The 23,859-nt window shown below is 67.9% G+C and carries 24 protein-coding genes; 10 read left to right on the forward strand and 14 right to left on the reverse strand.

Translation table 11 applies throughout. From position 1 onward, the window contains the following. The first annotated feature begins 27 nt into the window (after positions 1-27). From paaB to AC5WJ1_RS25080, 8 genes are all read left to right on the forward strand, one after another. Complete coding sequence (gene paaB, locus AC5WJ1_RS25045) at positions 28-309, forward strand: 1,2-phenylacetyl-CoA epoxidase subunit PaaB (protein ID WP_029044895.1); 282 nt, start codon at positions 28-30, stop codon at positions 307-309. 13 nt (positions 310-322) lie between these two features. Further along, positions 323-1,075, forward strand: a complete 753-nt coding sequence (paaC, locus tag AC5WJ1_RS25050; RefSeq protein ID WP_434034495.1) for a 1,2-phenylacetyl-CoA epoxidase subunit PaaC — start codon at positions 323-325, stop codon at positions 1,073-1,075. 5 nt (positions 1,076-1,080) lie between these two features. Next, positions 1,081-1,596: a 1,2-phenylacetyl-CoA epoxidase subunit PaaD gene (gene paaD, locus AC5WJ1_RS25055; RefSeq protein WP_133094281.1), complete on the forward strand. Its 516-nt coding sequence runs from the start codon at positions 1,081-1,083 to the stop codon at positions 1,594-1,596. 17 nt (positions 1,597-1,613) lie between these two features. Further along, positions 1,614-2,690 carry a 1,2-phenylacetyl-CoA epoxidase subunit PaaE gene (gene paaE, locus AC5WJ1_RS25060; protein WP_135702988.1) on the forward strand — a complete coding sequence of 359 codons (1,077 nt, stop codon included), beginning with the start codon at positions 1,614-1,616 and terminating at the stop codon, positions 2,688-2,690. Positions 2,691-2,745: 55 nt separating this feature from the next. Beyond that, a complete protein-coding gene (paaN, locus tag AC5WJ1_RS25065; protein ID WP_494476642.1) occupies positions 2,746-4,410 on the forward strand; it encodes a phenylacetic acid degradation protein PaaN in 1,665 nt (554 codons plus the stop codon). Between the two features lie 73 nt (positions 4,411-4,483). Continuing rightward, positions 4,484-5,833 carry a phenylacetate--CoA ligase PaaK gene (paaK, locus tag AC5WJ1_RS25070; protein ID WP_135702986.1) on the forward strand — a complete coding sequence of 450 codons (1,350 nt, stop codon included), beginning with the start codon at positions 4,484-4,486 and terminating at the stop codon, positions 5,831-5,833. Positions 5,834-5,991: 158 nt separating this feature from the next. Then, on the forward strand, positions 5,992-6,300 hold the full coding sequence (locus AC5WJ1_RS25075; protein ID WP_135702985.1) for a DUF485 domain-containing protein: 309 nt from the start codon (positions 5,992-5,994) through the stop codon (positions 6,298-6,300). After that, positions 6,297-7,961 carry a cation acetate symporter gene (locus tag AC5WJ1_RS25080; protein ID WP_494476643.1) on the forward strand — a complete coding sequence of 555 codons (1,665 nt, stop codon included), beginning with the start codon at positions 6,297-6,299 and terminating at the stop codon, positions 7,959-7,961. The genes AC5WJ1_RS25075 and AC5WJ1_RS25080 overlap by 4 nt, the downstream gene beginning before the upstream one ends. Before the next feature lie 23 nt (positions 7,962-7,984). On the opposite strand, the gene fusA is transcribed toward AC5WJ1_RS25080, so the two are convergent. Together fusA and AC5WJ1_RS25090 are read right to left on the reverse strand one after the other, a co-directional pair. Continuing rightward, on the reverse strand, positions 7,985-10,048 hold the full coding sequence (fusA, locus tag AC5WJ1_RS25085; protein WP_133094287.1) for an elongation factor G: 2,064 nt from the start codon (positions 10,046-10,048) through the stop codon (positions 7,985-7,987). Positions 10,049-10,261: 213 nt separating this feature from the next. Beyond that, positions 10,262-11,161, reverse strand: coding sequence for an oxidoreductase (locus tag AC5WJ1_RS25090; protein WP_135702983.1), 900 nt, complete (start codon positions 11,159-11,161; stop codon positions 10,262-10,264). 183 nt (positions 11,162-11,344) lie between these two features. Here AC5WJ1_RS25090 and gcvA point away from each other — a divergent pair, with 183 nt between their 5' ends. Continuing rightward, positions 11,345-12,241, forward strand: coding sequence for a transcriptional regulator GcvA (gene gcvA, locus AC5WJ1_RS25095; RefSeq protein WP_135702982.1), 897 nt, complete (start codon positions 11,345-11,347; stop codon positions 12,239-12,241). 15 nt (positions 12,242-12,256) lie between these two features. On the opposite strand, the gene AC5WJ1_RS25100 is transcribed toward gcvA, so the two are convergent. The 12 genes from AC5WJ1_RS25100 to tauA all read right to left on the reverse strand — a co-directional run bounded on the left by AC5WJ1_RS25100 (position 12,257) and on the right by tauA (position 22,775). Next, positions 12,257-12,937 (reverse strand): nitroreductase, encoded by a 681-nt coding sequence (locus AC5WJ1_RS25100; RefSeq protein WP_133094290.1) that lies wholly within the window; start codon positions 12,935-12,937, stop codon positions 12,257-12,259. Then, entirely contained in the window at positions 12,934-14,166 is a 1,233-nt protein-coding gene (locus AC5WJ1_RS25105) for a CaiB/BaiF CoA transferase family protein (RefSeq protein WP_494476644.1), read from the reverse strand. The genes AC5WJ1_RS25100 and AC5WJ1_RS25105 overlap by 4 nt, the downstream gene beginning before the upstream one ends. Before the next feature lies 1 nt (position 14,167). Next, complete coding sequence (locus AC5WJ1_RS25110; RefSeq protein ID WP_133094717.1) at positions 14,168-14,569, reverse strand: PaaI family thioesterase; 402 nt, start codon at positions 14,567-14,569, stop codon at positions 14,168-14,170. A gap of 20 nt (positions 14,570-14,589) precedes the next feature. Then, positions 14,590-15,573: a tripartite tricarboxylate transporter substrate binding protein gene (locus AC5WJ1_RS25115; RefSeq protein WP_195427030.1), complete on the reverse strand. Its 984-nt coding sequence runs from the start codon at positions 15,571-15,573 to the stop codon at positions 14,590-14,592. Between the two features lie 34 nt (positions 15,574-15,607). Beyond that, positions 15,608-16,411, reverse strand: coding sequence for an enoyl-CoA hydratase/isomerase family protein (locus AC5WJ1_RS25120; protein ID WP_494476645.1), 804 nt, complete (start codon positions 16,409-16,411; stop codon positions 15,608-15,610). 10 nt (positions 16,412-16,421) lie between these two features. After that, complete coding sequence (locus AC5WJ1_RS25125) at positions 16,422-17,186, reverse strand: SDR family oxidoreductase (protein ID WP_494476646.1); 765 nt, start codon at positions 17,184-17,186, stop codon at positions 16,422-16,424. 1 nt (position 17,187) lies between these two features. Then, positions 17,188-18,333, reverse strand: a complete 1,146-nt coding sequence (locus tag AC5WJ1_RS25130; RefSeq protein WP_135702977.1) for a thiolase family protein — start codon at positions 18,331-18,333, stop codon at positions 17,188-17,190. Between the two features lie 29 nt (positions 18,334-18,362). Beyond that, the gene (locus AC5WJ1_RS25135; RefSeq protein WP_135702976.1) at positions 18,363-18,716 is read right to left on the reverse strand and encodes a Zn-ribbon domain-containing OB-fold protein; all 354 of its coding nucleotides are present in this window, start codon (positions 18,714-18,716) and stop codon (positions 18,363-18,365) included. A gap of 174 nt (positions 18,717-18,890) precedes the next feature. Next, a complete protein-coding gene (locus AC5WJ1_RS25140; protein WP_135702975.1) occupies positions 18,891-19,820 on the reverse strand; it encodes a LysR family transcriptional regulator in 930 nt (309 codons plus the stop codon). Positions 19,821-20,075: 255 nt separating this feature from the next. Next, positions 20,076-20,948, reverse strand: a complete 873-nt coding sequence (locus tag AC5WJ1_RS25145) for an ABC transporter permease subunit (RefSeq protein ID WP_133094297.1) — start codon at positions 20,946-20,948, stop codon at positions 20,076-20,078. A 10-nt stretch (positions 20,949-20,958) separates the two neighbouring features. Then, positions 20,959-21,735, reverse strand: a complete 777-nt coding sequence (locus AC5WJ1_RS25150) for a taurine ABC transporter ATP-binding protein (RefSeq protein WP_133094298.1) — start codon at positions 21,733-21,735, stop codon at positions 20,959-20,961. A gap of 41 nt (positions 21,736-21,776) precedes the next feature. Continuing rightward, positions 21,777-22,775, reverse strand: coding sequence for a taurine ABC transporter substrate-binding protein (gene tauA / locus AC5WJ1_RS25155; protein WP_133094299.1), 999 nt, complete (start codon positions 22,773-22,775; stop codon positions 21,777-21,779). 295 nt (positions 22,776-23,070) lie between these two features. On the opposite strand from tauA, the gene AC5WJ1_RS25160 reads away from it, so the two are divergent. Next, entirely contained in the window at positions 23,071-23,841 is a 771-nt protein-coding gene (locus AC5WJ1_RS25160; RefSeq protein WP_133094300.1) for an SDR family NAD(P)-dependent oxidoreductase, read from the forward strand. Positions 23,842-23,859: the final 18 nt, after the last annotated feature.

Here is a 23,859-nt window from a genome sequence, read left to right on the forward strand (position 1 = left end):
TCGAATCGCTTTACACAGGAGGTTGCCATGAAAGAGTGGCCGCTTTGGGAGATCTTTATCCGCAGCCAGCACGGCCTGGCCCACAAGCACGTGGGCAGCCTGCACGCGCCGGACGGCGAAATGGCGATCAACAACGCCCGCGACGTCTACACGCGCCGCAACGAGGGCGTCAGCGTCTGGGTGGTCAAGGCCAGCGACGTGATGGCCAGCAGCCCCGGCGACAAGGGCCCGCTGTTCGAGCCCGCCAACAGCAAGGTCTACCGCCACCCCACGTTCTTCCCGATGCCGGAAGCGGTCAAGCACATCTGAGGCGGCCCGGACCATGACGAACCACAAGCTCGAATATTTGCTGCGCCTCGGCGATTCCACGCTGGTGCTCGGCCAGCGCCTGTCGGAATGGTGCGGTCGCGGCCCGGCGCTGGAAGAGGACATCGCGCTGACCAACGTCGCGCTCGACCTGATCGGCCAGACCCGCCTGTGGCTGGGCTATGCCGCCGAAGTGGAGGGCGCCGGCCGCAGCGCCGACCAGCTGGCCTTCCTGCGCGACGCGCACCAGTTCCGCAACCTGCTGCTGGCGGAACAGCCCAACGGCAGCTATGCCGATACGCTGGCGCGCCAGTTCCTGTTCGATACGTGGCACTACTTCCAGCTCGAAGCGCTGCAGCGATCAACCGATGCGCGCATTGCCGAAATCGCCGCGAAGTCGCTCAAGGAAGTGACCTACCACGTGCGCCGCAGCGCCGACCTCGTGGTGCGCCTGGGCGATGGCAGCGAAGAAAGCCACCGCCGCATGCAGGATGCGTTCGGCGACCTGTGGATGTTCACCGGCGAACTGTTCGAAGCCGATGCGGCCGAGGCCGCTCTGGCGCGCGCAGGCGTGATCCCCGATCCCGCCACGCTGGCCGAGCCCTGGCAGCGTCATGTCGGCGAGGTGCTGGAGGAAGCCACGCTGCGCGTGCCTGCGAGCCAGTGGGCGCAGAGCGGCGGCCGCCACGGCCGCCATACCGAACACCTCGGCTACCTGCTGGCCGAGATGCAGTTCCTGCAGCGCGCCTATCCCGGCGCGCAGTGGTGAGCATCATGACCGCGCAAGCGCTGGCGCGTCCCGCCGTGGAGCAGGTCTGGACCTGGCTCGACGCGGTGCCGGACCCTGAGATTCCAGTGATTTCCGTGGTGGATCTCGGCATCGTGCGCGACGTGGCGTGGGAAGGCGATGCCTGCGTCGTCACCATCACGCCGACGTATTCAGGCTGCCCGGCCATGACCGTGATCCGCGAAGGCATCGAAAGCGCGCTCGCCGCGCAGGGCGTGGACAAGGTGCGCGTGCGGACGCAACTGGCGCCGGCGTGGACCACCGACTGGATGACCCCGCGTGGCAAGGCCAGCCTCACCGGCTATGGCATCGCGCCGCCGGCGCAGCAGGTGATCGATATCAGCGGCATCAGCCGGAAAGCGGCGCCGGCCCTGGTGGTGGCCTGCCCGCACTGCGGCTCGCGCCATACGCGGCTGGTCAGCCAGTTTGGCTCGACCGCGTGCAAGGCGCTGTACCGCTGCGGCGACTGCAAAGAGCCGTTCGACTACTTCAAGGCTCACTGAGAAGGAAAGGTGGGGAGATGAGCAAATTCCATGAACTGACGGTGGCCTCGGTCACGCGCGAAACCCGTGACGCGGTGGCCGTGACCTTCGCCGTGCCGGACGAACTGGCCGACGCCTACCGCTACGTGCAGGGCCAGCACCTGACGCTGCGCACCGGTATCGACGGCGAGGACGTGCGCCGCTCGTACTCGATCTGCTCGGCGGCGCAGGATGCGCAGCTGCGCGTGGCGATCAAGCGTGTCGACGGCGGGCTGTTCTCCAACTGGGCCAACGAGCAGTTGCAGCCGGGCATGAAGCTGGAAGTGATGCCGCCGTCCGGCCATTTCCACGTGCCGCTGTCCGCCACGCACGCGAAGCACTACGTCGCCTTTGCCGCCGGCAGCGGCATCACGCCGATGCTGTCGATCATCAAGACCACGCTGCAGGCGGAGCCGGACAGCCGCTTCACGCTGTTCTACGGCAACCGCGCCTCGTCGTCGGTGCTGTTCAAGGAAGAGCTGGAAGACCTGAAGGACACCTACCTGCAGCGCTTCAACCTGGTGTTCGTGCTCAGCCGCGAGCAGCTCGACATCGACCTGTTCAACGGCCGCATCGACGGCGGCAAGGTCAACGCGCTGCTCAAGCACTGGGTCAGGCCGCAGGACATCGACGTCGCCTTTATCTGCGGCCCGCAGTCGATGATGGAAGAAGTCTCGCAGGCGCTGCTCGACAACGGCGTCGACAAGGCCCGCATCAAGCGCGAGCTGTTCGCCACCAGCATCCCCGCGGCGCGGCCCGCCGCGCATGCGCACAAGCAGGTCGGCCAGCAGCAGTGCGAGGTGACGGTGATCCAGGACGGCCGCACCCGTTCCTTCACGCTGGAAAAGAACAAGGAAACCGTGCTAGACGCCGCGCTGGCGCAGGGCATCGAGCTGCCGTACTCCTGCAAGGGCGGCGTCTGCTCGACCTGCCGCTGCAAGCGCATCGAAGGCGAGGTCGACATGGACGTCAACTTCGCGCTGGAAGACTACGAAGTCGCGCGCGGCTTCATCCTGAGCTGCCAGAGCTACGCCGTCAGCGACAAGCTGGTGATCGATTTCGACCAGGAAACCTGAAGCGTTTTCCTGCCATTCCCAATACCCAGATTCAATCTCGCCCCCGGAGCAAGCCGTGTCCCACCCGTTTTTCGAACGCCACCAGGCGCTGCTGGAACAAGCCACCCAAGCCATTGCCACGCGCGGCTACTGGAGCCCGTTCGCTGAAATGCCGAGCCCCAAGGTCTATGGCGAGACCGCCAATGCCGATGGCAAGGCCGCCTTTGAGGCCCGCCTGGACCAGCCGTTCGCGTTGTCGCAGCCCGGCACCGTCGGCCAGGCCGGCAAGGAAGTCTCGCCGTATGGCCCGGAACTGGGCATCACTTATCCTCGGCCTGATCTCGATCAGCTCTTTGCCGGCGTGGCCAGGGGCATGCCCGCATGGCGCAAGGCCGGACCGGAGGCATGGGTGGGCGTATCGCTGGAAATCCTGCAGCGCCTGAACCGCCGCAGTTTCGAGATTGCCTACGCGGTCATGCACACCACCGGCCAGGCCTTCATGATGGCCTTCCAGGCCGGCGGCCCGCACGCGCAGGACCGCGGCCTGGAAGCCGTGGCCTACGCCTGGGACGAACTGCGCCGCATCCCGAAGCTCGCCACGTGGGAGAAGCCGCAGGGCAAGAACGAGCCGCTGCGCATGGAAAAGCGCTACACCGTGGTGCCGCGCGGCGTGGGCCTGGTGATCGGCTGCTGCACCTTCCCGACCTGGAACGGCTATCCCGGCCTGTTCGCCAGCCTGGCGACCGGCAATGCGGTGGTGGTCAAGCCGCACCCGGGCGCGGTCCTGCCGCTGGCGATCACCGTCGAGGTGGCGCGTGAAGTGCTGGAAGAAGCCGGCTTCGACCCGAACATCGTCACGCTGGTGGCCAACGACCCGAGCGAGCGCATGGCGTCGAAGCTGGCGTTGCGCCCGGAAGTGCGCCTGATCGACTTCACCGGCAGCACCGCCAACGGCGACTGGCTGGAGCGCAACGCGCACCAGGCGCAGGTGTACACCGAGAAGGCAGGCGTCAACCAGATCGTGATCGACTCCACCGCCGACTTCAAGGGCATGGTGCGCAATATCGCTTTCTCGCTGTCGCTGTACTCGGGCCAGATGTGCACGGCGCCGCAGAACATCTATGTGTCGAAGGACGGCATCGACACGCCGGAAGGGCGCATCAGCTTCGACCAGGTTGCCTCGGCGATCGGCGAGGCCGTTGGCAAGCTGACCAGCGATCCGGCCAGGGCGGTCGAACTGATCGGTGCGATCCAGAACGACGGCGTGGCGGAACGGATCGAAGCGTCGCGCGCGCTGGGCGAGATCGTTGCCGACAGCCGTGTGCTCGAACATCCCGAGTTTCCGGGCGCGCGCATCCGCACGCCGCTGGTGCTGAAGGTCGATGCCAGCGACGAGGCGAAGATCATGCAGGAACTGTTCGGCCCCATCTCCTTCGTCGTGGCGACCGACAACACGGCGCACAGCATTGAACTGGCGCACCGCGGCGCGAAGACACACGGCGCGCTGACGCTGTCCGCATACACCACCGACGCGGGCGTGACCGAAACCATCCGCGATGCCGCGGAAGACGCTGGCGTGGCGCTGTCGCTTAACCTGACCGGCGGCGTGTTCGTCAACCAGTCGGCCGCGTTCAGCGATTTCCACGCTACCGGCGCCAACCCCGCGGCCAATGCATCGCTGTCGGATGCGGCCTTCGTCGCAAACCGCTTCCGCGTGGTCCAGAGCCGCTCGCATATCTGATCGCAAGGCCTGCAGTACCCCGGCGCCGGCCCCCCTTCGTACGCGGCGCCATCATAACGAGATGGAGTAGACAATGGTGCAACGCAACCCCAACCCCAATGAGCTGGAGCCGATCGAGCGCGCCAGCCGCGACGAACTGCAGGCGCTGCAGCTGCAACGGCTCAAATGGAGCGTGCGCCATGCCTATGACAACGTGCCGCATTACCGCAAGGCGTTCCAGGCGGCCGGGGTGCACCCGGACGATTTGAAGTCGCTGTCCGACCTGTCGAAGTTCCCGTTCCTGACCAAGCAGGACCTGCGCGACAACTATCCGTTCGGCATGTTCGCGGTGCCGCGCGAGCAGGTGGCGCGCGTGCATGCGTCGAGCGGCACCACCGGCAAGCCGACCGTGGTCGGCTATACCGCGAAGGACATCGACACGTGGGCAAGCGTGGTGGCGCGCTCGATTCGCGCCGCGGGGGGCCGCGCCGGCGACCTGGTCCATGTCAGCTATGGTTACGGGCTGTTCACCGGCGGGCTGGGCGCGCACTACGGCGCGGAGAAGGCGGGCTGCACGGTGATCCCGATGTCGGGCGGACAGACCGAGAAACAGGTACAGCTGATCCGCGAGTTCGAGCCCAACATCATCATGGTGACGCCGTCGTACATGCTGAACCTGATCGAGGAGATGGAGCGCCAGGGCATGGATCCTTCGGAAAGCTCGCTGAAGGTCGGCATCTTCGGCGCCGAGCCCTGGACCGACGCGATGCGCGCGGAGATCGAGGCGCGTGCCGGCATCGACGCGGTGGACATCTACGGCCTGTCCGAGGTGATGGGGCCGGGCGTGGCTTGCGAATGCATCGAGAGCAAGGACGGCCCGGTGATCTGGGAAGACCATTTCTATGCCGAGATCATCGACCCGGTGACCGGCGAGGTGTTGCCGGATGGCTCCGAGGGCGAGCTGGTGTTCACCTCCCTGACCAAGGAAGCACTGCCGGTGATCCGCTACCGCACGCGCGACCTGACGCGCCTGCTGCCGCCGACGTCGCGCTCGATGCGCCGCATCGGCAAGATCACGGGGCGCTCGGATGACATGCTGATCATCCGCGGCGTCAACGTGTTCCCGTCGCAGATCGAGGAACTGATCCTGAAGGCGCCGGCGCTGGCGCCGCAGTACCAGCTGGTGGTGACGCGCGACGGGCACCTCGACAAGCTGGAGGTGCGGGTCGAGGCGCGGCCCGAGCGCTCCGCGTCGCTGTCGGCGGATGACCGGGCGGCGCTGGAGCGGGATCTGAAGGACCAGATCAAGACCTATGTCGGCGTGACCACGCGGGTGCAGGTGGTGGCGGCTGCAGGGATCGAGCGCACCACGGTCGGCAAGGCAAGGCGCGTGGTGGACATGCGGCCGAAGGTTACACACGAGCAGCCGGTTGGCGCGATCTGAGGCGCTGCTTTTCACCCACACCGCTGGCATAGGCTCCTCTCTCCCGCAAGCGGGAGAGGGGAGCAAACCGTCGGTAGATCGACGCCCCCAACCAAGAACCAAACTGATGGCAGCCACCAGAGCCGCCACACCACCCCCCCTGCGCCAAAGGAGACACCATGGACGCGCGACAACTGGAAACCATCCAGAACCACCCCGACTTTATCCGCCTGATCCACGGCCGCACGCGCCTGGGCTGGTCGCTGACGCTGGTCATGCTGGCGGTCTACTTCGGCTTCATCCTGCTGCTGGCCTTTTCGCCCGCCACGCTCGGCACGCCGGTCGCCGGGGGCGTCATGACGGTGGGCATCCCCGTAGGCGTTGCAGTGATCGTTGCCGCCGTGCTGCTGACCGCCATCTACGTCCACCGCGCCAACCGCGACCTGGATCCGCTCAACGAACGCGTGCGCAAGGAGTGCGAAGCATGAAGCCGGTACACCTTTCCCTCGGCGCCGCCCTGTGCGTTCTGGCAGCCAGCGCCGCCACTGCAGCCCCCGCGATCCAGGGCGAGGCCGCGCAGCGGCCGCTGAACTGGAGCGCCATCGTCATGTTCATGCTGTTCGTGCTGTTCACGCTCGGCATCACCCGCTGGGCCGCGCGGCGCACGCGTTCGGCGTCGGACTTCTATGCGGCCGGCGGCGGCCTCACCGGCTTCCAGAACGGCCTGGCGATCGCCGGCGACATGGTGTCGGCCGCGTCCTTCCTTGGCATCTCGGCCATGATGTTCGACAAGGGCTACGACGGCCTGATCTACGCGCTCGGCGTGGTGGCGGGCTGGCCGATCATCCTGTTCATCGTCGCCGAACGGCTGCGCAACCTGGGCCGCTACACCTTTGCCGACGTGGTCTCGTACCGGCTGGCGCAGAAGCCGGTGCGCATCACCGCAGCGTGCGGCACGCTGACCGTGGTCATCATGTACCTGGTCGCGCAGATGGTCGGCGCCGGCAAGCTGATCGAGCTGCTGTTCGGCACCAGCTATGAATCGGCGGTGGTCATCGTCGGCGCGCTGATGGTGCTGTACGTGATGTTCGGCGGCATGCTCGCCACCACCTGGGTGCAGATCATCAAGGCGCTGCTGCTGCTCGGCGGCGTGACCTTCATGGCGGTGATGGTACTGGCCTATTTCGGCTTCAGCCCCGAAGCCATGTTCGCCAGCGCGGCCAGGGTGCATGACAAGGGCACGGCGATCTTGTCGCCGGGCGGGCTGGTGTCCAACCCGATCGATGCGATCTCGCTCGGCGTCGGCATGATGTTCGGCACCGCGGGTCTGCCGCACATCCTGATGCGCTTCTTCACCGTGGCGGATGCGAAGGAAGCGCGCAAGTCCGTGCTCTACGCCACGGGCTTCATCGGCTACTTCTACGTGCTGATCCTGGTGGTGGGCTTCGGCGCGATCGTGATGGTGGGCGCGGACCCGGCCTATCGGGACGCGGCCGGCAAGCTGATCGGCGGCAGCAACATGGTGGCCGTGCACCTGTCGCACGTGATCGGCGGCGACCTGTTCCTCGGCTTCATCTCGGCGGTGGCGTTCGCGACCATCCTGGCGGTGGTGGCCGGGCTGGCGCTGTCGGGCGCGTCGGCGGTGTCGCACGATCTCTACGCCAACGTGTTCCGCCGCGGGCAGGCCAGCGAGAAAGACGAGATCCGCGTGTCGAAGCTCGCCACGCTGGTGATCGGCCTGCTGGCGATGGTGCTGGGCGTGATGTTCGAGAAGCAGAACATCGCCTTCCTGTCCGGGCTGGTGCTGGCGATCGCCGCGTCGGTCAATTTCCCGGTGCTGTTCCTGTCGATGTTCTGGAAGGGGCTGACCACGTGCGGTGCGGTGGCCGGCAGCCTGGCGGGGCTGGTGTCGGCGGTGCTGCTGCTGGTGCTGGGCCCGACCGTATGGGTGGGGATCCTCAAGCACCAGCAGGCGATCTTCCCATATGCCAACCCGGCGCTGTTCTCGATGACGCTGGCCTTTGCCGCCGCCTGGCTGGTGTCGGTGCTGGACCGCTCGGCGCGGGGGAGCGCCGAACGCCAGCGCTACGGCGCGCAGTTCGTGCGCGCCATGACCGGCATCGGCGCGGCCGGTGCCAGCCAGCACTGAAAACCAGGCCAGCACCGGGCTGGTCAGTCGGTGTCCTGCTGCGCCTTGTGGCGGGACGCCATCTTCTCCTGCTGTCCCGGCGGCACGTTGTCGTAATGGCTGAACTGGATGGTGTAGCTGCCGTGGCCGCCGGTCATGCTGTTCAGCCGTGACTGGTAGTCGTTCAGCTCCGACAGCGGCACCTGCCCGGCAACGATCACGCTGTTGGCGGCGCCGGTGCGGGTGCCATGCACCTGGCCGCGCTTGGCGGACAGGTCGCCGATGACATCGCCCATCGCGGTGCCCGGCACCGTGACCTCGATCTCGACGATCGGCTCCAGCACGCTGGGGCGCGCCTTCATCACCGCGTCGATAAACGCCTTGCGTCCGGCCGTGGCGAACGCCACTTCCTTGGAATCGACCGGGTGGCTCTTGCCGTCGTACACGGTCACGCGCACGTCCTGCATCGCAAAACCGGCCAGTGGACCGCTTTCCAGCACCTGGCGGATGCCTTTCTCCACTGCGGGGATGAACTGGCCGGGAATCGCGCCGCCCTTGACCGCATCGATGAACTCGAAGCCTTCGCCGCGCGGCAGCGGCTCCACGCGCAGCATCACTTCGCCGAACTGGCCGGCACCGCCGGTCTGCTTCTTGTGGCGGTGGTGGCCCTCCGCCTTGCCGGCAATGGTCTCGCGATACGCGATCTTCGGCGGCCGCGTGGCGACTTCCAGCTTGTACTGCTCGGTCAAACGCTCCAGCGCGCAGCGCAAATGGAACTCGCCCAGTCCGAACACCACGGTCTCGTTGGTGCCGGCCGGATGCTCGATGCGCAGGCAGGGATCTTCGGCGCTGAGCTTGTGCAGCACCTCGGCCAGCCGCTGCTCGTTGCCGCGCCGCGCCGGCTCGATCGCCAGGCCGTAGATCGGCGTGGGAAACTCCAGCGGCGTCAGGTGGATGTCGCCATCCTCGGTGGCGTCGTGCAGCACCGCGTCGAAGCCGAGTTCATCCACCTTGGCCACCGCGCAGATATTGCCCGGGCCGGCGCGCTGCACTTCCTGCGTCTCCTTGCCCTGCAGCAACAGCAGGTGCGCCACCTTGAACGGCTGGCGGCCCTCGCCGATATAGAGCTGGCTGTCGCGCGTGACCGTGCCCTGGTGGATGCGGAACACCGCCAGCTTGCCGACATAGGGATCGACTACCACCTTGAACACATGCGCCAGCACGTGCTTGTCCGGCACCGGCTCGGCGCGCACCGCCTTGCGTTTCTCGGTACCATCCTCGGCAGTGCCGGTCGAGCGGTAGAACAGCGGCGGGTTGCCTTCGGTGGGATTGGGCAGCAGCCGCACGAAGACATCGAGCAGTTCCGCGATACCGGCGCCGGTGGCGGCCGAGGTAAAGCAGATCGGCACCAGGTGGCCTTCGCGCAGCGCACGCTCGAACGGCGCGTGCAGTTGCTCCGGCGTGATGGCCTCGCCTTGCTCCAGGTACACCTCCATCAGCTCCGGATCGATCTCGATCACCTGGTCGATCAGCGCTTCATGCGCCGACGCCACCGATAAAAAATCCGACTCTCCGGCCGGATTGAAGAAGCAGTCCACCACCTTGCCGCCGTTTCCGGCCGGCAGGTTGATGGGCAGGCACTCCTTGCCGAACGCCTCCTGGATCTCGGCCAGCAGCCCCGGCAGGTCGACCTTCTCGCCGTCGATGCCGTTGATAACGATCATCCGGCACAGTTGCCGCGCCTGCGCCCAGGCCATGGCGCGGCGCGTGGTCATTTCGATCCCGGTCTGCGCGTTGATGACGATGGCCGCCGTCTCGACCGCCGCCAGCGCACTGATCGCCAGGCCGGAGAAATCCGGGTAGCCCGGCGTGTCGAGCAGGTAGATGCGGGTGTCGCGGAAGTCGACGTGGGTGATGGCGGAACTGAGCGAGCGCTTGTACTTGCGCTCCAGCGGATCGCTGTCGCTGACGGTCGAGCCGCGCTCCACGCTGCCCGGGGTGTGCAGCGCACCCCCCTTGTGCAGCAGTGCTTCGACCAGCGAGGTCTTGCCGCTCCCCGCATGCCCGAGCAGGGCAACGGTGCGGATGGCATCGGGACTGTCGTGCATGGTGGCTCTCTCGTCCGGCAATGGCTGTCAGGGCATTATTGGCGAAATTCGCCGGAAACGACATATGCCAGTGTCGGCATCGGGACAAAGCCTGATAGGCGCAAGGGTGTGAAGTGGTGCATGCGGCGCTTGGGCCCGGCCGGCAACCCGCGCCTCGCGCATGGCTGTAGCGCAGCAATCCAGGATTCAATAAGACTGCTGCGCCGCAACAGATCAGGCACTGGCGTGGTCGGTCGAGACCGCCACGGCATGCCATGCCGCCAGTTCGCTTTCCACCTTGCGGTTCTTTTCCGCGATGCGGGCCACCGTATCGGAGCCCAGCGGCAGCCGCACCGGCGGGTTGTCGCTGTCGGCAAGGGCGAGCAGCGCCACAGCCAGCTTGGCGGGATCGCCGGGCTGCTGGTGGTTGGCCGACGCCATGTGGCCGCGCATCGCGCCGACGGTTTCGGCGTATTCGGCGATCTCGGTGCCGACGCGGACCAGCGAGCTGGCATCGAGGAAGTCGGTGCGGAAGAAGCCCGGCTCGACCACGGTGGCGCGCACGCCCAGCGGCGCCAGCTCGGCGTCGAGCGCTTCGGTCAGCCCTTCCACCGCGAACTTGGTGGCGCCGTAGACGCCCCAGCCGGGATAGGCCGCATAGCCACCGATCGACGAGATATTGACGACATGCCCACTGCGCTGGCGGCGCATCTGCGGCAGCACCGCGCGCGTCACGTTGAGCACGCCGAAGACGTTGGTGGCGAACTGCTGCTCGACTTCGCGCGCCGACGCTTCCTCCACCGCGCCCAGCAGGCCGTAGCCGGCATTGTTGACCAGCACGTCGATGCGGCCGAAGCGGGCCACGGCGGCCTCGGCCGCGGCGATGGCCTGCGCTTCGCTAGTGACGTCGAGCGCCACCGGCAGCAGGTTGTCATGCGCGCCCACGGCGCCGGTGATCGTTTCGGGGCGGCGCGCGGTGGCGACGACACGGTCGCCGCGGGCCAGCGCGGCGCGGGTCAGTTCCAGGCCGAAGCCGCGCGAGGCGCCGGTGATGAACCAGACCTTGCCGGCGGCGTTGGTGACGTTGGTGGCGTTGGTGGCGGTGTTGGCAGCGATGGTGGTGTTGGCGGACATGGTGAATCTCCTTTGCTCGGTTTGACTTCGGTGTCTGATGGCGGGGGCCACGGAGACAAATTTAGGCGCGCTCGGTCAGCAACACTAGGCGGTGTAATTCCGTTTCAAAGACAACCAGAAGTTGTCAATAAATGCGAGCGATGTCGATTGAGCAATTCTCAACCGTATGGCAGACTCGCCGGCATGGACAAACTGCCTCCCCTGAACGCCCTGCGCGCCTTTGAAGCGGCGGCCCGGCACCTGAGCATCACCACCGCTGCGGAAGAGCTGCACGTGACGCCGGGCGCCGTCAGCCGCCAGATCCGCTCGCTGGAAGAAGGCCTGGGCGTGCAGCTGCTGCATCGCGGCCACCGGCAGATTTCGCTGACCCGCACCGGCGAGGACTACTACCGCGCCGTGACCCGGGCCATGGACGACCTGCGCGAGGCCACGCGGCGGCTCGGCAAGCGGGCCAGGCGCAAGCAGCTCAAGGTGCGCGCCTACACTACTTTCGCCATGCGCTGGCTGATCCCGCGGCTGTCGAGCTTCCATGCGGCCAATCCCGGCATCGAGGTGCTGCTGACCGCCTCGCTGGACCCGGTCGATTTCCGCAAGGAAGACATCGATGGCGCGATCCGCCTAGGCGACGGCAAGTGGAGCGGCGTGAATACCTACCGGCTGGTGTCCAACATCCTGGTGCCGGTCTGCAGCCCCAGCGTTGCGGCCGGCAACCCGAAGGTGAAAAAGCCTGCCGACCTGCAGCACCAGACGCTGCTGCATTCGATTGCGCGTCCGGACGACTGGGCGCACTGGCTGAAGGCGGCGCGCGCCGACGCGCAGGTCGACGCGCGCAGTGGCATGACGTTCCAGAGTTCCGCCATGGCTTATGCGGCGGCAGTGGAAGGGCAGGGTTTCGCCATCGCCCAGCGCTTCCTGGTCGCGGGAGACCTGGAGGCCGGGCGGCTGGTCGCGCCGTTCCGCCAGAGCGTCGACATGGGCGACTTCACCTACTACCTGCTGACGCCGGCGGACCGCAAGGAAAGCGCCAGCATGGCGGTGTTCCGCGAGTGGCTGCTGGCGCAGTGCGAGACGCAAAGCTAGCGCGGCGCTCGCCGGTCACCAGCCGGCGAAGCAGGCAAATCCCTCCACTGGCTCGCGCGCAGTACGCAGCCGGTTGGCCGGCTCGGCGGGATCGGCGTGTCCGAGCGACATGCCGCACACCAGGATTTCATGGTCGGGAATGGCAAGCTGCGCGCGGATGACCCGGTGGTAGCGCGCGAACGCCTGCTGCGCGCAGGTTTCCAGGCCGTGCCCCAGCGCCGCTAACATCACCGCATGCAGGAACATGCCGAGGTCCAGCCACGCCGCCTGTCCCTGCCCGCGCTCGATGGTGAAGAACAACCCCACCGGCGCGCCGAAGAACGCGTAGTTGCGGGCATACTGCCGCGCCATGCCGGCGGCGTCGCCGCGCGGGATGCCAAGCAGGCCGTACAGCGCCTTGCCCAGTGTGCGGCGGCGCGCCAGGTAGGGCTCGCGCCACGCCGGCGGGTAGTAGACGTATTCCTCGCGATGGCCGCCGCCATCGCTGTCGTGCAGCGCCAGCAGGGCATCGCTGAGCCGGTCGCGCACGGCACCGGCGCAGGCGTAGACCCGCCATGGCTGGGTGTTCGACGCGCTCGGGCTGCGCGCCGCGTCGGCCAGGATTGCCGCCACGGTCTCGCGCGGTACCGGCGTATCGAGAAAGCCGCGCACGCTGCGGCGGGCGTGGAGCGCGGCGATGATGTCGGCGCGGTTCATGATGCCGTTGCCGTGAGCGGTGCCTCGATGGTATCGGCACAATGGACCGCGCCGCGCGCCTGCAAGGCGGCGATCTGTGCCGCGCTAAAGCCAAGCCCGGCGAGCACCGTTTGCGTATGTTGTCCGCACGCCGGCGCCGGCCGCGCGGGCAGCGCGTTTTCCTGGACGCTATTGATCGGGAAGCCTGGCATGCGGACCTCGCCCAGCGTCTCGTGCGGGATGCGCTGCACCATGCGGTTGGCCGCCACCTGCGGGTGCGCCATCAGGTCTTCATAGGTGGCCACGCGCGCGCACAGGATGTCGGCGTCCTGCAGCACGGCCAGCCACGCGTCGGTCGGCCGCGTCACCAACACGCTGGTCAGCGCCTCGACCATTGCCGCCCGGTTGGCGACGCGCAGCGGCGAGGTGGCGAAGCGCGGGTCGTCGGCGAGCGCCGGCAGGCCCAGCACGTCGCACAGCCGGCGCCAGCGCTCGGGCATGTAAGCGGCGATCATGATCCAGCCGTCGGCGGTGCGGAAGGCCTGGTTGGGCGCCGAATAGGGCGCGGCACTGCCCGCCCGTTCCGGCAGCCGCCCGTCGGCGCAATAGCTGGTGAGCGACGATTGCTGCAGCGCCAGCGCGGCGTTGAGCAGGCTGACGTCGAGATGCCCGCCCTGGCCGTCGCGTGCCCGCTGCGCCAGCTTGCCCAGGATACCGACGCAGGCGACGTAGCCGGTCATCACGTCGACCACCGGCGCCTGCACCTTGCACGGCTCGCCGTCGGGCAGGCCGATCAGGCTCATCAGCCCCGAATCGGCCTGGATGATGCCGTCGACGCCGGCACGGCCGGCATACGGGCCGTCCTGGCCATAGGCGGAGATCGAGCAGTAGACCAGCGCCGGGTTCAGCGCCGACAGCTCGGCATGGCCCAGCCCGAGGCGATCCATCACGCCCGGGCGCATGCTTTCCACCACGATGTCGGCTTCTGCCGCCATCCGGCGCGCCACGGCGAGACCTTCGGGGGATTTCAGGTCCAGCGCCACGCCCAGCTTGTTGCGGTTGAAGCCGTGGAACAGCGCGCTGTCGTCGCCCAGCCAGCCGGGGCCGAGCCCGCGGCCCAGTTCGCCGCCGGGCGGCTCGACCTTGATGACCCTGGCGCCCATGTCGGCCAGCAGCATGGTGCAGGTCGGCCCGGCGCCGATCTGCGTGAAGTCGATGACGGTCAGGCCGTCTAGTGCATCGCGCAGCATGTCATGTCTCCGGAAGGATGCGGGATCGTTTGAACGTGCCCTGCGCGGTGGCGACCAGCACGCCGGCATCGGTGGCCAGTTCGGCCGTGGCAAAGTACAGGCTCTTGCCGGCGCGGCTCACCGTGGCGGTGGCGCGCAGCCGGCCCGCGCTGGCCTTGCTGAGGTAGCTGATGGCCAGCATTACCGTCACCGCGTGGCCGAGGGCGCCGTCGGGGCCCGTCGGCAGGCCGGCGTAGCCGCAGGCGGCGTCGAGCAGCGTGGCGATCACGCCGCCCTGCACGCTGCCCTGCCGGTTCAGGTGGCGCGGCTCGATGTCGAGCTCGAAGGCGCAGCGGCCGTCGCCGACGCTGGCCAGGCGGATGCCAAGGTAGTCCAGCAGCGGGTTGTCTGTGGGCGGCACCATGGGGTGTTCAATCGGCGCGTTCACAGCGCCACCTTGATGTTGTTGTCCTGGATCACGCGCTGCCAGCGCGACATTTCCTTGCCGATATGCGCCTTCAGCTCGGCCGGCGTGGAGGCCTGCGGCTCGAAGCCCTGCTTTTCCAGTTGCCCGGCAACGTCGGGCGACTTCAGCGCGGCCACCAGCGCGGCATTGACCTTGTCGACCACGGTCTTCGGCGTGCGTGCCGGCGCCAGCAGGCTGTACCACAGCTCCGCGTCGTAGCCGACGATGCCGGCCTCGGCAAAGGTCGGCAGGTCTGGCATCAGCGCGCTGCGCTTCTTGCCGGCGATGCCGAGCGCACGCAGCTTGCCGGCGCGCACGAACTGGATCGACGAGGCAAAGGTGGCGAACGAGATCTGCACCTGGCCGCCCATCAGGTCGCTGATCGACGGGCCGGTGCCGCGGTAGGGCACGTGCAGCAGCTCGGTCTTGTTTAGCTTGGCGAAGACCTCGCCCGCCAGGTGCTGCGGCGTGCCGGGCCCCGGGCTGCTGTAGCTGAGCTTGCCCGGGTTGGCGCGGGTGTACTGGATGAACTCCTGCAGCGTGCGGAACGGCTGGTCGGGATTGGCGACCAGCATGATCGGCACCGACGCGATGCGCCCGACCGGCTCGAAGTCGCGCTCGACCTGGAACGGGACCTTCATGCCGAGGAACGGGTTCATCGTGATCTGGCTCGACGCGATCACCAGCGTGTAGCCGTCCGGCGCGGCGTGCGCGACGTAGTCGGCGCCCAGGTTGCCGCCGGCGCCGGGCTTGTTCTCGATCACGATGGTCTGGCCCAGCAGCTGGCTCATCTTGGGTGCGATGGCGCGTGCCAGGATGTCATTGCCGCCGCCCGGGGCGAACGGCACCACCAGCGTGATCGGCTTCTGCGTGGGGTAGGGTGCCTGTGCCGCTGTGCTCAGCGCCGTGACTGCCAGCACGCCGGCCATTGCCGCGCGCATGATTCGGGAAATACCTGCCATGGTTGTGTCTCCTGCGTGGTTCTTGTCGGTCCGCTCAGCGTCCCGTGTAGTGGGGCTGCCGCTTTTCGGCGAAGGCCTGGCGGCCTTCGGCGCGGTCGGCGGTATCGCGCAGCACGCCCCAGTAGAGTTCGGTGAGTTGCTGCGCGTCGGCCTCGCTGAGGTGGCTGGTCTGGCGCGACAGCTTCTTGACCGCCTGCACGGCCAGCGGCGCGTTGGCGGCGATGCGCGCGGCCAGCGCCAGCGCACGGTCGGGCAGGGCATCGGCCGCCATCGTCTCGGTGACCAGGCCGATGCGCGCGGCGTGCGCGGCATCGATGCGTTCGCCGGTCAGCACCATCTGCATCGCATGCGCCGCGGGCACCGCCTTGAGCAGCCGGTGCAGGCCGGACACCGCTGGGATCGAGCCGACCGCGACTTCGGGCAGGCCGAAGGTCGCCTGTGTCGACGCGATCCGCAAGTCGCACTGCAGCGCGAGCTCCAGCCCCGCGCCGAGGCAGTGCCCGTTGACCGCCGCGACCAGCGGCTTGCCGAGGCCGAGGTCGGTCAGGTCCATCAGCCGGATATAGAGCCCAAGGTCAGCAGCATGCTCCGGCGCGCGGAACAGCGCCTCGGGGTAGGTGGCGGCGGAGGTGCGCGTGCCCTTGAGGTCCGCGCCGGCGCAGAAGGCGCGCGTGCCGGCGCCGGTCAGCACCGCGACGCGCAGGTCGTCGCGGTCGCGCACCTCGGCCAGGTGCGCGCGCAGTTCGCGCAGCGTGGTTACGTCGAGCGCATTGAGCGCGTCGGGCCGGTCGATGGTCAGCACCGCGACCGCGCCTTCGATGTGGCGTTGGATGGTCATGATGGCTTCCTTACACGCTGGGCGACGACAGGCTGCGCCCGCCGCAGACGTAGAGCGTCTGGCCGGTTACGTACGACGATTGCGGATCGAGGAAGAAGCTGACCGCATTGGCGATATCGTCGGCGGTGCCGATGCGCTGCACCGGCACCGACTTCTGCAGCCGCGCCTGTACCTCCGGCGCAAAGCCACGGAACAGCGGCGTATCGACGATGCCGGGCGCGACCGCGTTGACGGTGATGCCCTTGCCGGCGAACTCGATCGCCAGCGAGCGCGTCAGGCTGACCACGCCGCCCTTGGCCGCCGAGTAGTTGGCCTGCCCGAAGCCGCCCAGCCAAGCCCGCGACGAGATATTGACCACGCGCCCGTAGCCGCGCTCGACCATGCCGGGCAGCGCCGCGCGGCAGCACAGGAACTGCGAGCGCAGGTTGGTATCGATGACCAGGTCCCAGTCGTCGTCGGTCATCTTCAGGAAGCGCATGTCGCGCACTGCCCCCGCGTTGTTGACCAGGTAGTCGACGCGGCCGACGCGGGCCGCGACTTGCGCAAAGGCGTCGTTGACCGCGGTGGAATCGGTCAGGTCGGCGGTGGCGCCGAAGGCATTGAGCCCTGCGGCGGCCAGCGTGCCGACGGCCTCGTCCAGCGCACCGCCATCGCGGTCCAGCAGCGCCACGGTCAGCCCCTGCCGCGCCAGTTGCGTGGCGATGCCCAGGCCGATGCCGCGCGCGGCGCCCGTGACCACGGCCACATGCGTGGGATCGAATCGTTGCGTACCCATGTCAGACTCCCAGCAGGTGGACGGAAGAGGCGGCGTGGTCGACACCCGCGATGCCGCCGCCGGTGCATTGCGTCAGCCCGACGCGCGCGTTCTCGACCTGGCGCTCGCCGGCGCGCCCTTGCAGGTGCCAAAGGATTTCGACCATCTGTGCCACGCCGGTGGCGCCCAGCGGATGACCCTTGGCCAGCAGGCCGCCGCTGGGGTTGACCGGCACGCGGCCGCCCAAGCGGGTTGCGCCGGACTTCAGCAGCGGCACCGCTTCGCCTGGCTCGGCCAGGCCCAGCGCTTCGTAGTAAAGCAGTTCGGCGATGGTGAATGCGTCGTGCAGCTCGACCACGTCGACATCCTGCGGCCCCAGCCCCGCCTGCTCGTACGCCTGGCGCGCGGCACGCGCGGTGATCTCGGCATCTAGGATGTCGTCATCGGCCTCTTCGCGCAGGCCAGAGACCACCACCGACGACAGCACCTTGACCGGACGCGCCTGCGCCGGACGGCGCGTGCTCAGCACCACCGCGGCGGCGCCGTCGACCTGCGACGGGCAGCACTGCAGCAGCGTCAGCGGGTCGGCGATCATGCGCGAGCCGAGCACTTCTTCCAGCGTGGTGGCCTTGCGTTGCTGCGCATACGGGTTGAGCGAGCCGTTGTAGCGGTTCTTGACCGCCACTTCCGCCAGGTCGGCGGGCGATGCGTCGCGCTCGTGCAGGAAGCGCGTCCCGCGCATCGCATACACCGCGGGCAGCACCATGCCGGCCTTGGCATAGAGGTCCGTCTTGTGGTCGTTGCGCTGCAGCGGGATGGTGCCGCCACCCAGCGCGGTCAGTTGCTCGATGCCGAACACCAGCACGGTGTCGTATTGCCCGGCCAGCAGCGCGTGCCGCGCCAGGTGCACGCCGGTGGCGCCGCTGGCGCAGGCGTTCTCGACGTTGTAGACCGGGATGCCCTTCAGCCCCAGGTCGCGCACAATCAGCTGGCCCAGGATCATGCCGCCCATCACGTTGGCGCAATACACCGCCTGGATGCGGCCGAGCGGCACGTCGGCGTCGGCCAGCGCCTTGAGGATGGCCTGTTGCGCCAGTTCCGGCGCCAGCACGCCGGGGTGGCGGCCAAACGGCGTCATCGCGCCGCCGTGGATGTAGATGTCCTGCATGTTGCTTTCCCTTTCCTTTTTTCGATCGGTCAGGCCGTGACGGCCTCGAAGACATAGCCGAACTCGGCGTCCGGGCGCGCTTCATAGCGGTCGCCGATCGCCGGGCGCGCCTTGCCCTGCAGGCGCCCGAAGATGCGCACCGGGCCGACGAAATCGACATAGCCCAGCGCGTACGGCGGCTGGCCGCTCTTGGGCGCGGGATGGATCACGGTGAAGCTGTAGACCACGCCGGAGCCGCGGATGGCGACGGGGTCATGCTCGGCGGCGAGCGGCGAATTGGCCGGCACTGCCGGGAAGATCCATTCGCCGGTGGCGCGGTGGCGCGAGGCGATCAGGTGGGGAAGGGGGTCCGCACTCCAGAGCGGATAGGCTTGGTCTGACACGGCAGTCTCCTGTGTTGGTGGGCCTTGGCGTAATGGTTGTCGCTGGCGGCGCGTGCGACAAACGACATTTCCGGCGCGTTCGCTTGAGAAAAAATCAAACGAAGGGCCGGCGCAGGGCGTCAGGAGAAGGGTGTTGGAAGGAAGTGTGGGTGGGGCTGCTTCGCGCCGGAAGGCTCAGGGCACCAGGCCCACCAGCCGCGACAGCGATTGCTCCGCGCCGCGCCCCGCTTCCACTACGAAATCGATGAAGCGCCGTACCCGCACCGGCATCTGGCTGCGGTGCGGGTAGTACATGTACAGCCCGACATTGCTGCTGCTGAATTCCGTCAGGATCGCCTTGAGCCGGCCGCTGACGAGGTCGGCGTGGATCATGTAGGCGGACAGCTGGCCGATGCCAATACCGGCGCGCACCGCCTCGACCTCGGTTTCCACGTCGTTGAAGCTGGCGACGGCGGGCACCTCCTGGTAGACCAGCGCGCCGTCGACCTGCAGCTCCCACGGCACCATGCGCCCGGTGGCCGGGCGGCGGAAGCCGGTGCACTGGTGCTGCAGCAGTTCGTCCAGCGTGGCCGGCTCGCCGTGCCGTGCGAGGTAATCGGGAGCGGCGCAGATGACCAGCGGCAGGTCGCACAGCCGGCGCGCCACCAGGTTCTGGCCGGGACTGGTGCCGGCGCGGAAGCCGATATCGATGCGGGACTCGACCAGGTCGGTGAAGAGGTCGCTCAGCACCACGTCGAAGGTGATGCCCGGATGCAGCCCGCGGAAGGCGCGCACCAGCGGCACCAGAACGCGGCTGCCGACCGACGGCGGCGCGGTCAGCCGGATCAGCCCGTCGTCGTCGCTCTTGCTGCTGCGCACCTGGTCCAGCGCCTCATCCAGCTGGCGCATGCCCGGCGCGGCCAGCTCGAACAGCCGCGCGCCTTCGGTGGTGAGGCTGAGCTTGCGCGTGGTCCGGTGCAGCAGGCGCACGCCGAGGTCGTCTTCCAGCGTGCGCACCGCCTTGCTGACGGCCTGCGGGGTCACGCCGGCTTCTACCGCGGCGCGCTGGAAACTGCCGGCGCGTACCACGCCGATGAAGAGGGTGAGGACGCGGGCTTTGTCCATGATTGGCAACTGGCGGTTGGGAATGTGCCGATGATAGTGCGTAACCGGCCTTGCTGGCTCGAAAAGGCGGGCTTTCGTACAAGTGACGGGACCGGGCGGCGTTGCGTAGCATTGAGGGCACACGCGCGCCGCGGGGGAGCAGGGCGCGCTGCATTTCGGCAAGCGGCTGATCGGGCGGAACCGGGCGTATCAATCACCGCCAGATGCCAGCCGCCAGGAACAGAATCCCGGCGGCCAGCAAAATGCCCACCCCCCTTACATCCTCCCCTTCCAGGGCACCAACCACTTCGCCATCTTCCTCATCAGCAGATCAAACACATAAGCAATCAACCCGATCAGCACGATCCCCATGATCACAACGTCGGTACGCAGGAAGTTGGACGCGTTCAGCACCATCTGCCCGAGCCCGGCGGTGGCGGCCACCATCTCGGCCGCCACCAGCGTGGTCCACCCGAAGCCGATCGCAATCCGCATGCCTGTCAGGATGTCCGGCAGCGCGGCGGGCAGCACCACGTGCCGCACCACCTGCCACGGCGTGGCGCCCATGGAGTAGGCGGCATTGATCTGCTCGATGGTCACCGACCGCACCCCCGCCTGCGCCGACATCGCCAGCGGCGCGAAGCACGCCAGGAAGATCAGCAGCACCTTCGAGGTCTCGTCGATGCCGAACCAGATCACGATCAGCGGCAGGTACGCCAGCGGCGGCAGCGGGCGGTAGAACTCGATGGGCGGATCGAAGATGCCGCGCGCGATGCGCGACACGCCCATCAGCACGCCGATCGGCACCGCCGTGACCACCGCCAGCCCGAACGCGCCAAATACGCGCACCATGCTCGCGGTGAAATGCTCGGTCAGCGGCTGGCCGCCTTGCAGGTTCCCCTGCCAAGCATCGATGAAGGCGGTGACGATCGATTCCGGCGTGGGCAGGAACAGCGGCGGCAGCCAGCGCAGGTGGCTGGCGACCCACCACAGGACGAGCAGGCTCGCAACGGTTACGGTGGAGATGCGCGAGCTGGAGCCTTCGCCGGGCAGGCGGTAGCCCGACACGGCTTTCATCGGCTTGCTGGAAGGCACGGCCGCAGGTGCTGCGCGCGGCGCGGGTTCGATGCGTTGGGCGGAAGCGGGCATCTTGAATTCCTCAGGCGGTGGCATGGATCAGGTCAACGATCTCTTCGCGGTAGCGGATGAATTCCGGGTCGGACTTGACCTGGCGGGCATCGCCGCACTCGATGAAGCGGCGCGCGAAGGGCAGTTCATAGGTATGCGCGATGCGGCCCGGCGACGGCGTCATCACGATCAGTCGCGTCGCCAGGAACAGCGCCTCTTCCACGCTGTGGGTGATGAAGAACACGATCTTCTGCTCCTTCGCCCACAGCCTGAGGATCAGCGCCTGGATCGATTCGCGCGTCAGGGCGTCGAGCGCGCCCAGCGGCTCGTCCATCAGCATCACGGCCGGATCGCAGGCCAGCGCGCGCGCGATCCCCACGCGCTGCTGCATGCCGCCGGAGAGCTGGTAGACCGGCTTGGCGGCCGCCGCATCCAGTCCCACCGCGGCCAGTTTTTCGCGGGCGATGCGCAGGCGTTCGGCGCGCGGCACGCCGCGCAGGCGCAGGCCCAGCGCCACGTTGTCGGCCACGCTCAGCCACGGCATCAGCGCATGCTTCTGGAACACCACGCCGCGCTCGGCACCGGGTCCGCGCACGGCCTTGCCGTTCAGCCGGATCTCGCCTTCCGACGGCTCCATGAAGCCGGCGATGCACGACAGCAGCGTGGTCTTGCCGCAGCCCGAGGCGCCCAGCGCGACGACGAAATCGCCGCGCTCCATGGTGAGATTGACCTGCGACAGGGCCAGCGTGCGGGCGCCGCCGGCGGCGCCGTAGTTCACGCTGAGGTTATCGATTTCAAGTTTGTTCATGACGATTTCCGCTGCTGTTGCCGTTCCACACACCGCGCGCGTTACCGCAGCGCTCGTTTGGCCCATTCCGCATTGACGCCCTTGCTGTAGTCCGGCAGCACTGTCTGGATGGTCCCTTGCTCCTTCAGGAACTGCGCCGCCGACTGCAGCGCACGCGCCGCGCCGCCACCGAGCCAGCGCTCCGAGACCTGCTCTTCCAGCGTCGGGAAGGCATACAGCGCCATGCTGGCCGGCACCGTCTCGGCCTTGGCGCCCGAGACCTTGGCCACCGCCTTGACCATCGGCGAATCGGCGGTCCATGACGCCTTGTTCTTGCGGTAGTTGTCGTCCGCGGCGGCCAGCACGCGCACCAGCTTGACCATGAACTCCGGGTTTTCCCGCGCGAACTTCTTGTTGGCGATCATCCCGTCGAAGGTCGCCTTGCCGGTATCGGCGGCGATCTGCCCGGAGGTCGTCAGCACCGTTCCCGACTGCTTGAGCTTGGCCAGCACCGGATCCCAGATAAAGGTCGCGTCGATGTCGCCGCGCTCCCACGCGGCCGCGACCTCGGGCGGGCGCATGTTGACGATGCGCACGTCCTTGGGATTGACCCTGGCGCGCTCCAGCGCGACCAGCGTGTGGTAGTGCGTGGTCGACACGAACGGCACGCCCACGCGCTTGCCCTTCAGGTCGCCGATGCTGGCGATCTTGCTGCCGTTGCGCGCGACCATGGCCTCGGCCGCGTTGATGTCATCCAGGATCCAGAACAGCTCCACGTCCAGTCCTTGCGACAGCGCCGAGGCGATCGGCGAAGTGCCCGCCTCGCCGATCGCGATCTGGCCCGACGCCATCGCGCGGATCACGTCGCCGCCGCCGCCGAACTGGCGGAACGAGACCTTGTAGCCGGTCTGCTTCTCCAGCTCCTTCATGTCTTGCGCATAACGCCAGGGCACCACCATGTCCTGGTAAGCAATGACCACATCCTTGCTTTGCGCGTGGGCGGCTGGCACCAGTGCTGCTGCCAGGGCGAAATACGTCGCAAGTCGCTTGATCCACCGCATGGTTCTGCTCCTCGAAAGGAAAGGGGTTGAAGGTCTCGGCTTTATAGGTGAGCGCCGATCCAGCTCTATAGGACCAGTTGGCCGGATTCGCTGGGGCCAGCCTCGCCGCGGCGCCGGAAATGGCGACAGGCCGGGCGGAGCGGTGGCCCGGGCCAGCGTCAATCATGGAAATCCTTAGCGGCCCGGAAGTGCGCCGGCGCGCATCCAAACTCATCGGTTCCGACGACGAGCTTTGTGGCGTGACGGGTCAACAATGTCCGGTCGAGGCAGCGACCCACCATCCGAGGAGACAGACATGAGCAAGCACCCCTTCGACCTGGCAGGAAAAGTGGCCCTGGTGACCGGCGGCAACGGCGGCATCGGGCTGGGCATCGCCGAGGGCCTGGCCGCGGCCGGCGCGGACATCGCGATCTGGGGCACCAACGCGGACAAGAACGCCGTGGCCGCCGACCGGCTGGCGCAGCATGGCCGACGCGTGCACACCGAGGTGTGCGACGTGGGCGACGAGCAGGCGGTCGATGCCGCCATGCAGCGCACGGTAGCGGCGCTGGGGCGGATCGATGGCTGCTTTGCCAACGCCGGCATCGGCGGCAACAAGGGGCCGTTCGATGCGATGACGGCCGAGGTATGGCGCAAGACCATGCGCGTCAACCTGGATGGCGCCTTCTTCACGCTGCGCGCCGCGGTGCGGCAGATGCTGGTGCAGGGCGAGGGCGGCGTGCTGTGCAGCACCGCGTCGGTCGCGGCCATCGAAGGCGCGCCGCGCACCGAGCACTACGCCGCCACCAAGGGCGGCGTGATCTCGATGATGCGCGGCCTGGCCGTCGAATATGCACGCAAGGGCATCCGCGCGCATTCGATCCTGCCCGGCTGGATCAAGACCGAGATGACTGGCGCCGCGCAGGCCAACGATGCCTTCCAGGAGATGGTGCACAAGCGCGTGCCGATGCGCCGCTGGGGCGAGGGCAGCGATTTCGCGGGCATTGCGGTCTACCTGATGAGCCCGGCGTCGGCCTACCACACCGGCGACACCTTCGTCATCGACGGCGGCTACACGCTGTTCTGAGGCCTGCTCTGAGCGCTG

The sequence above is a fragment of the Cupriavidus sp. MEYA8 genome (assembly GCF_059278825.1).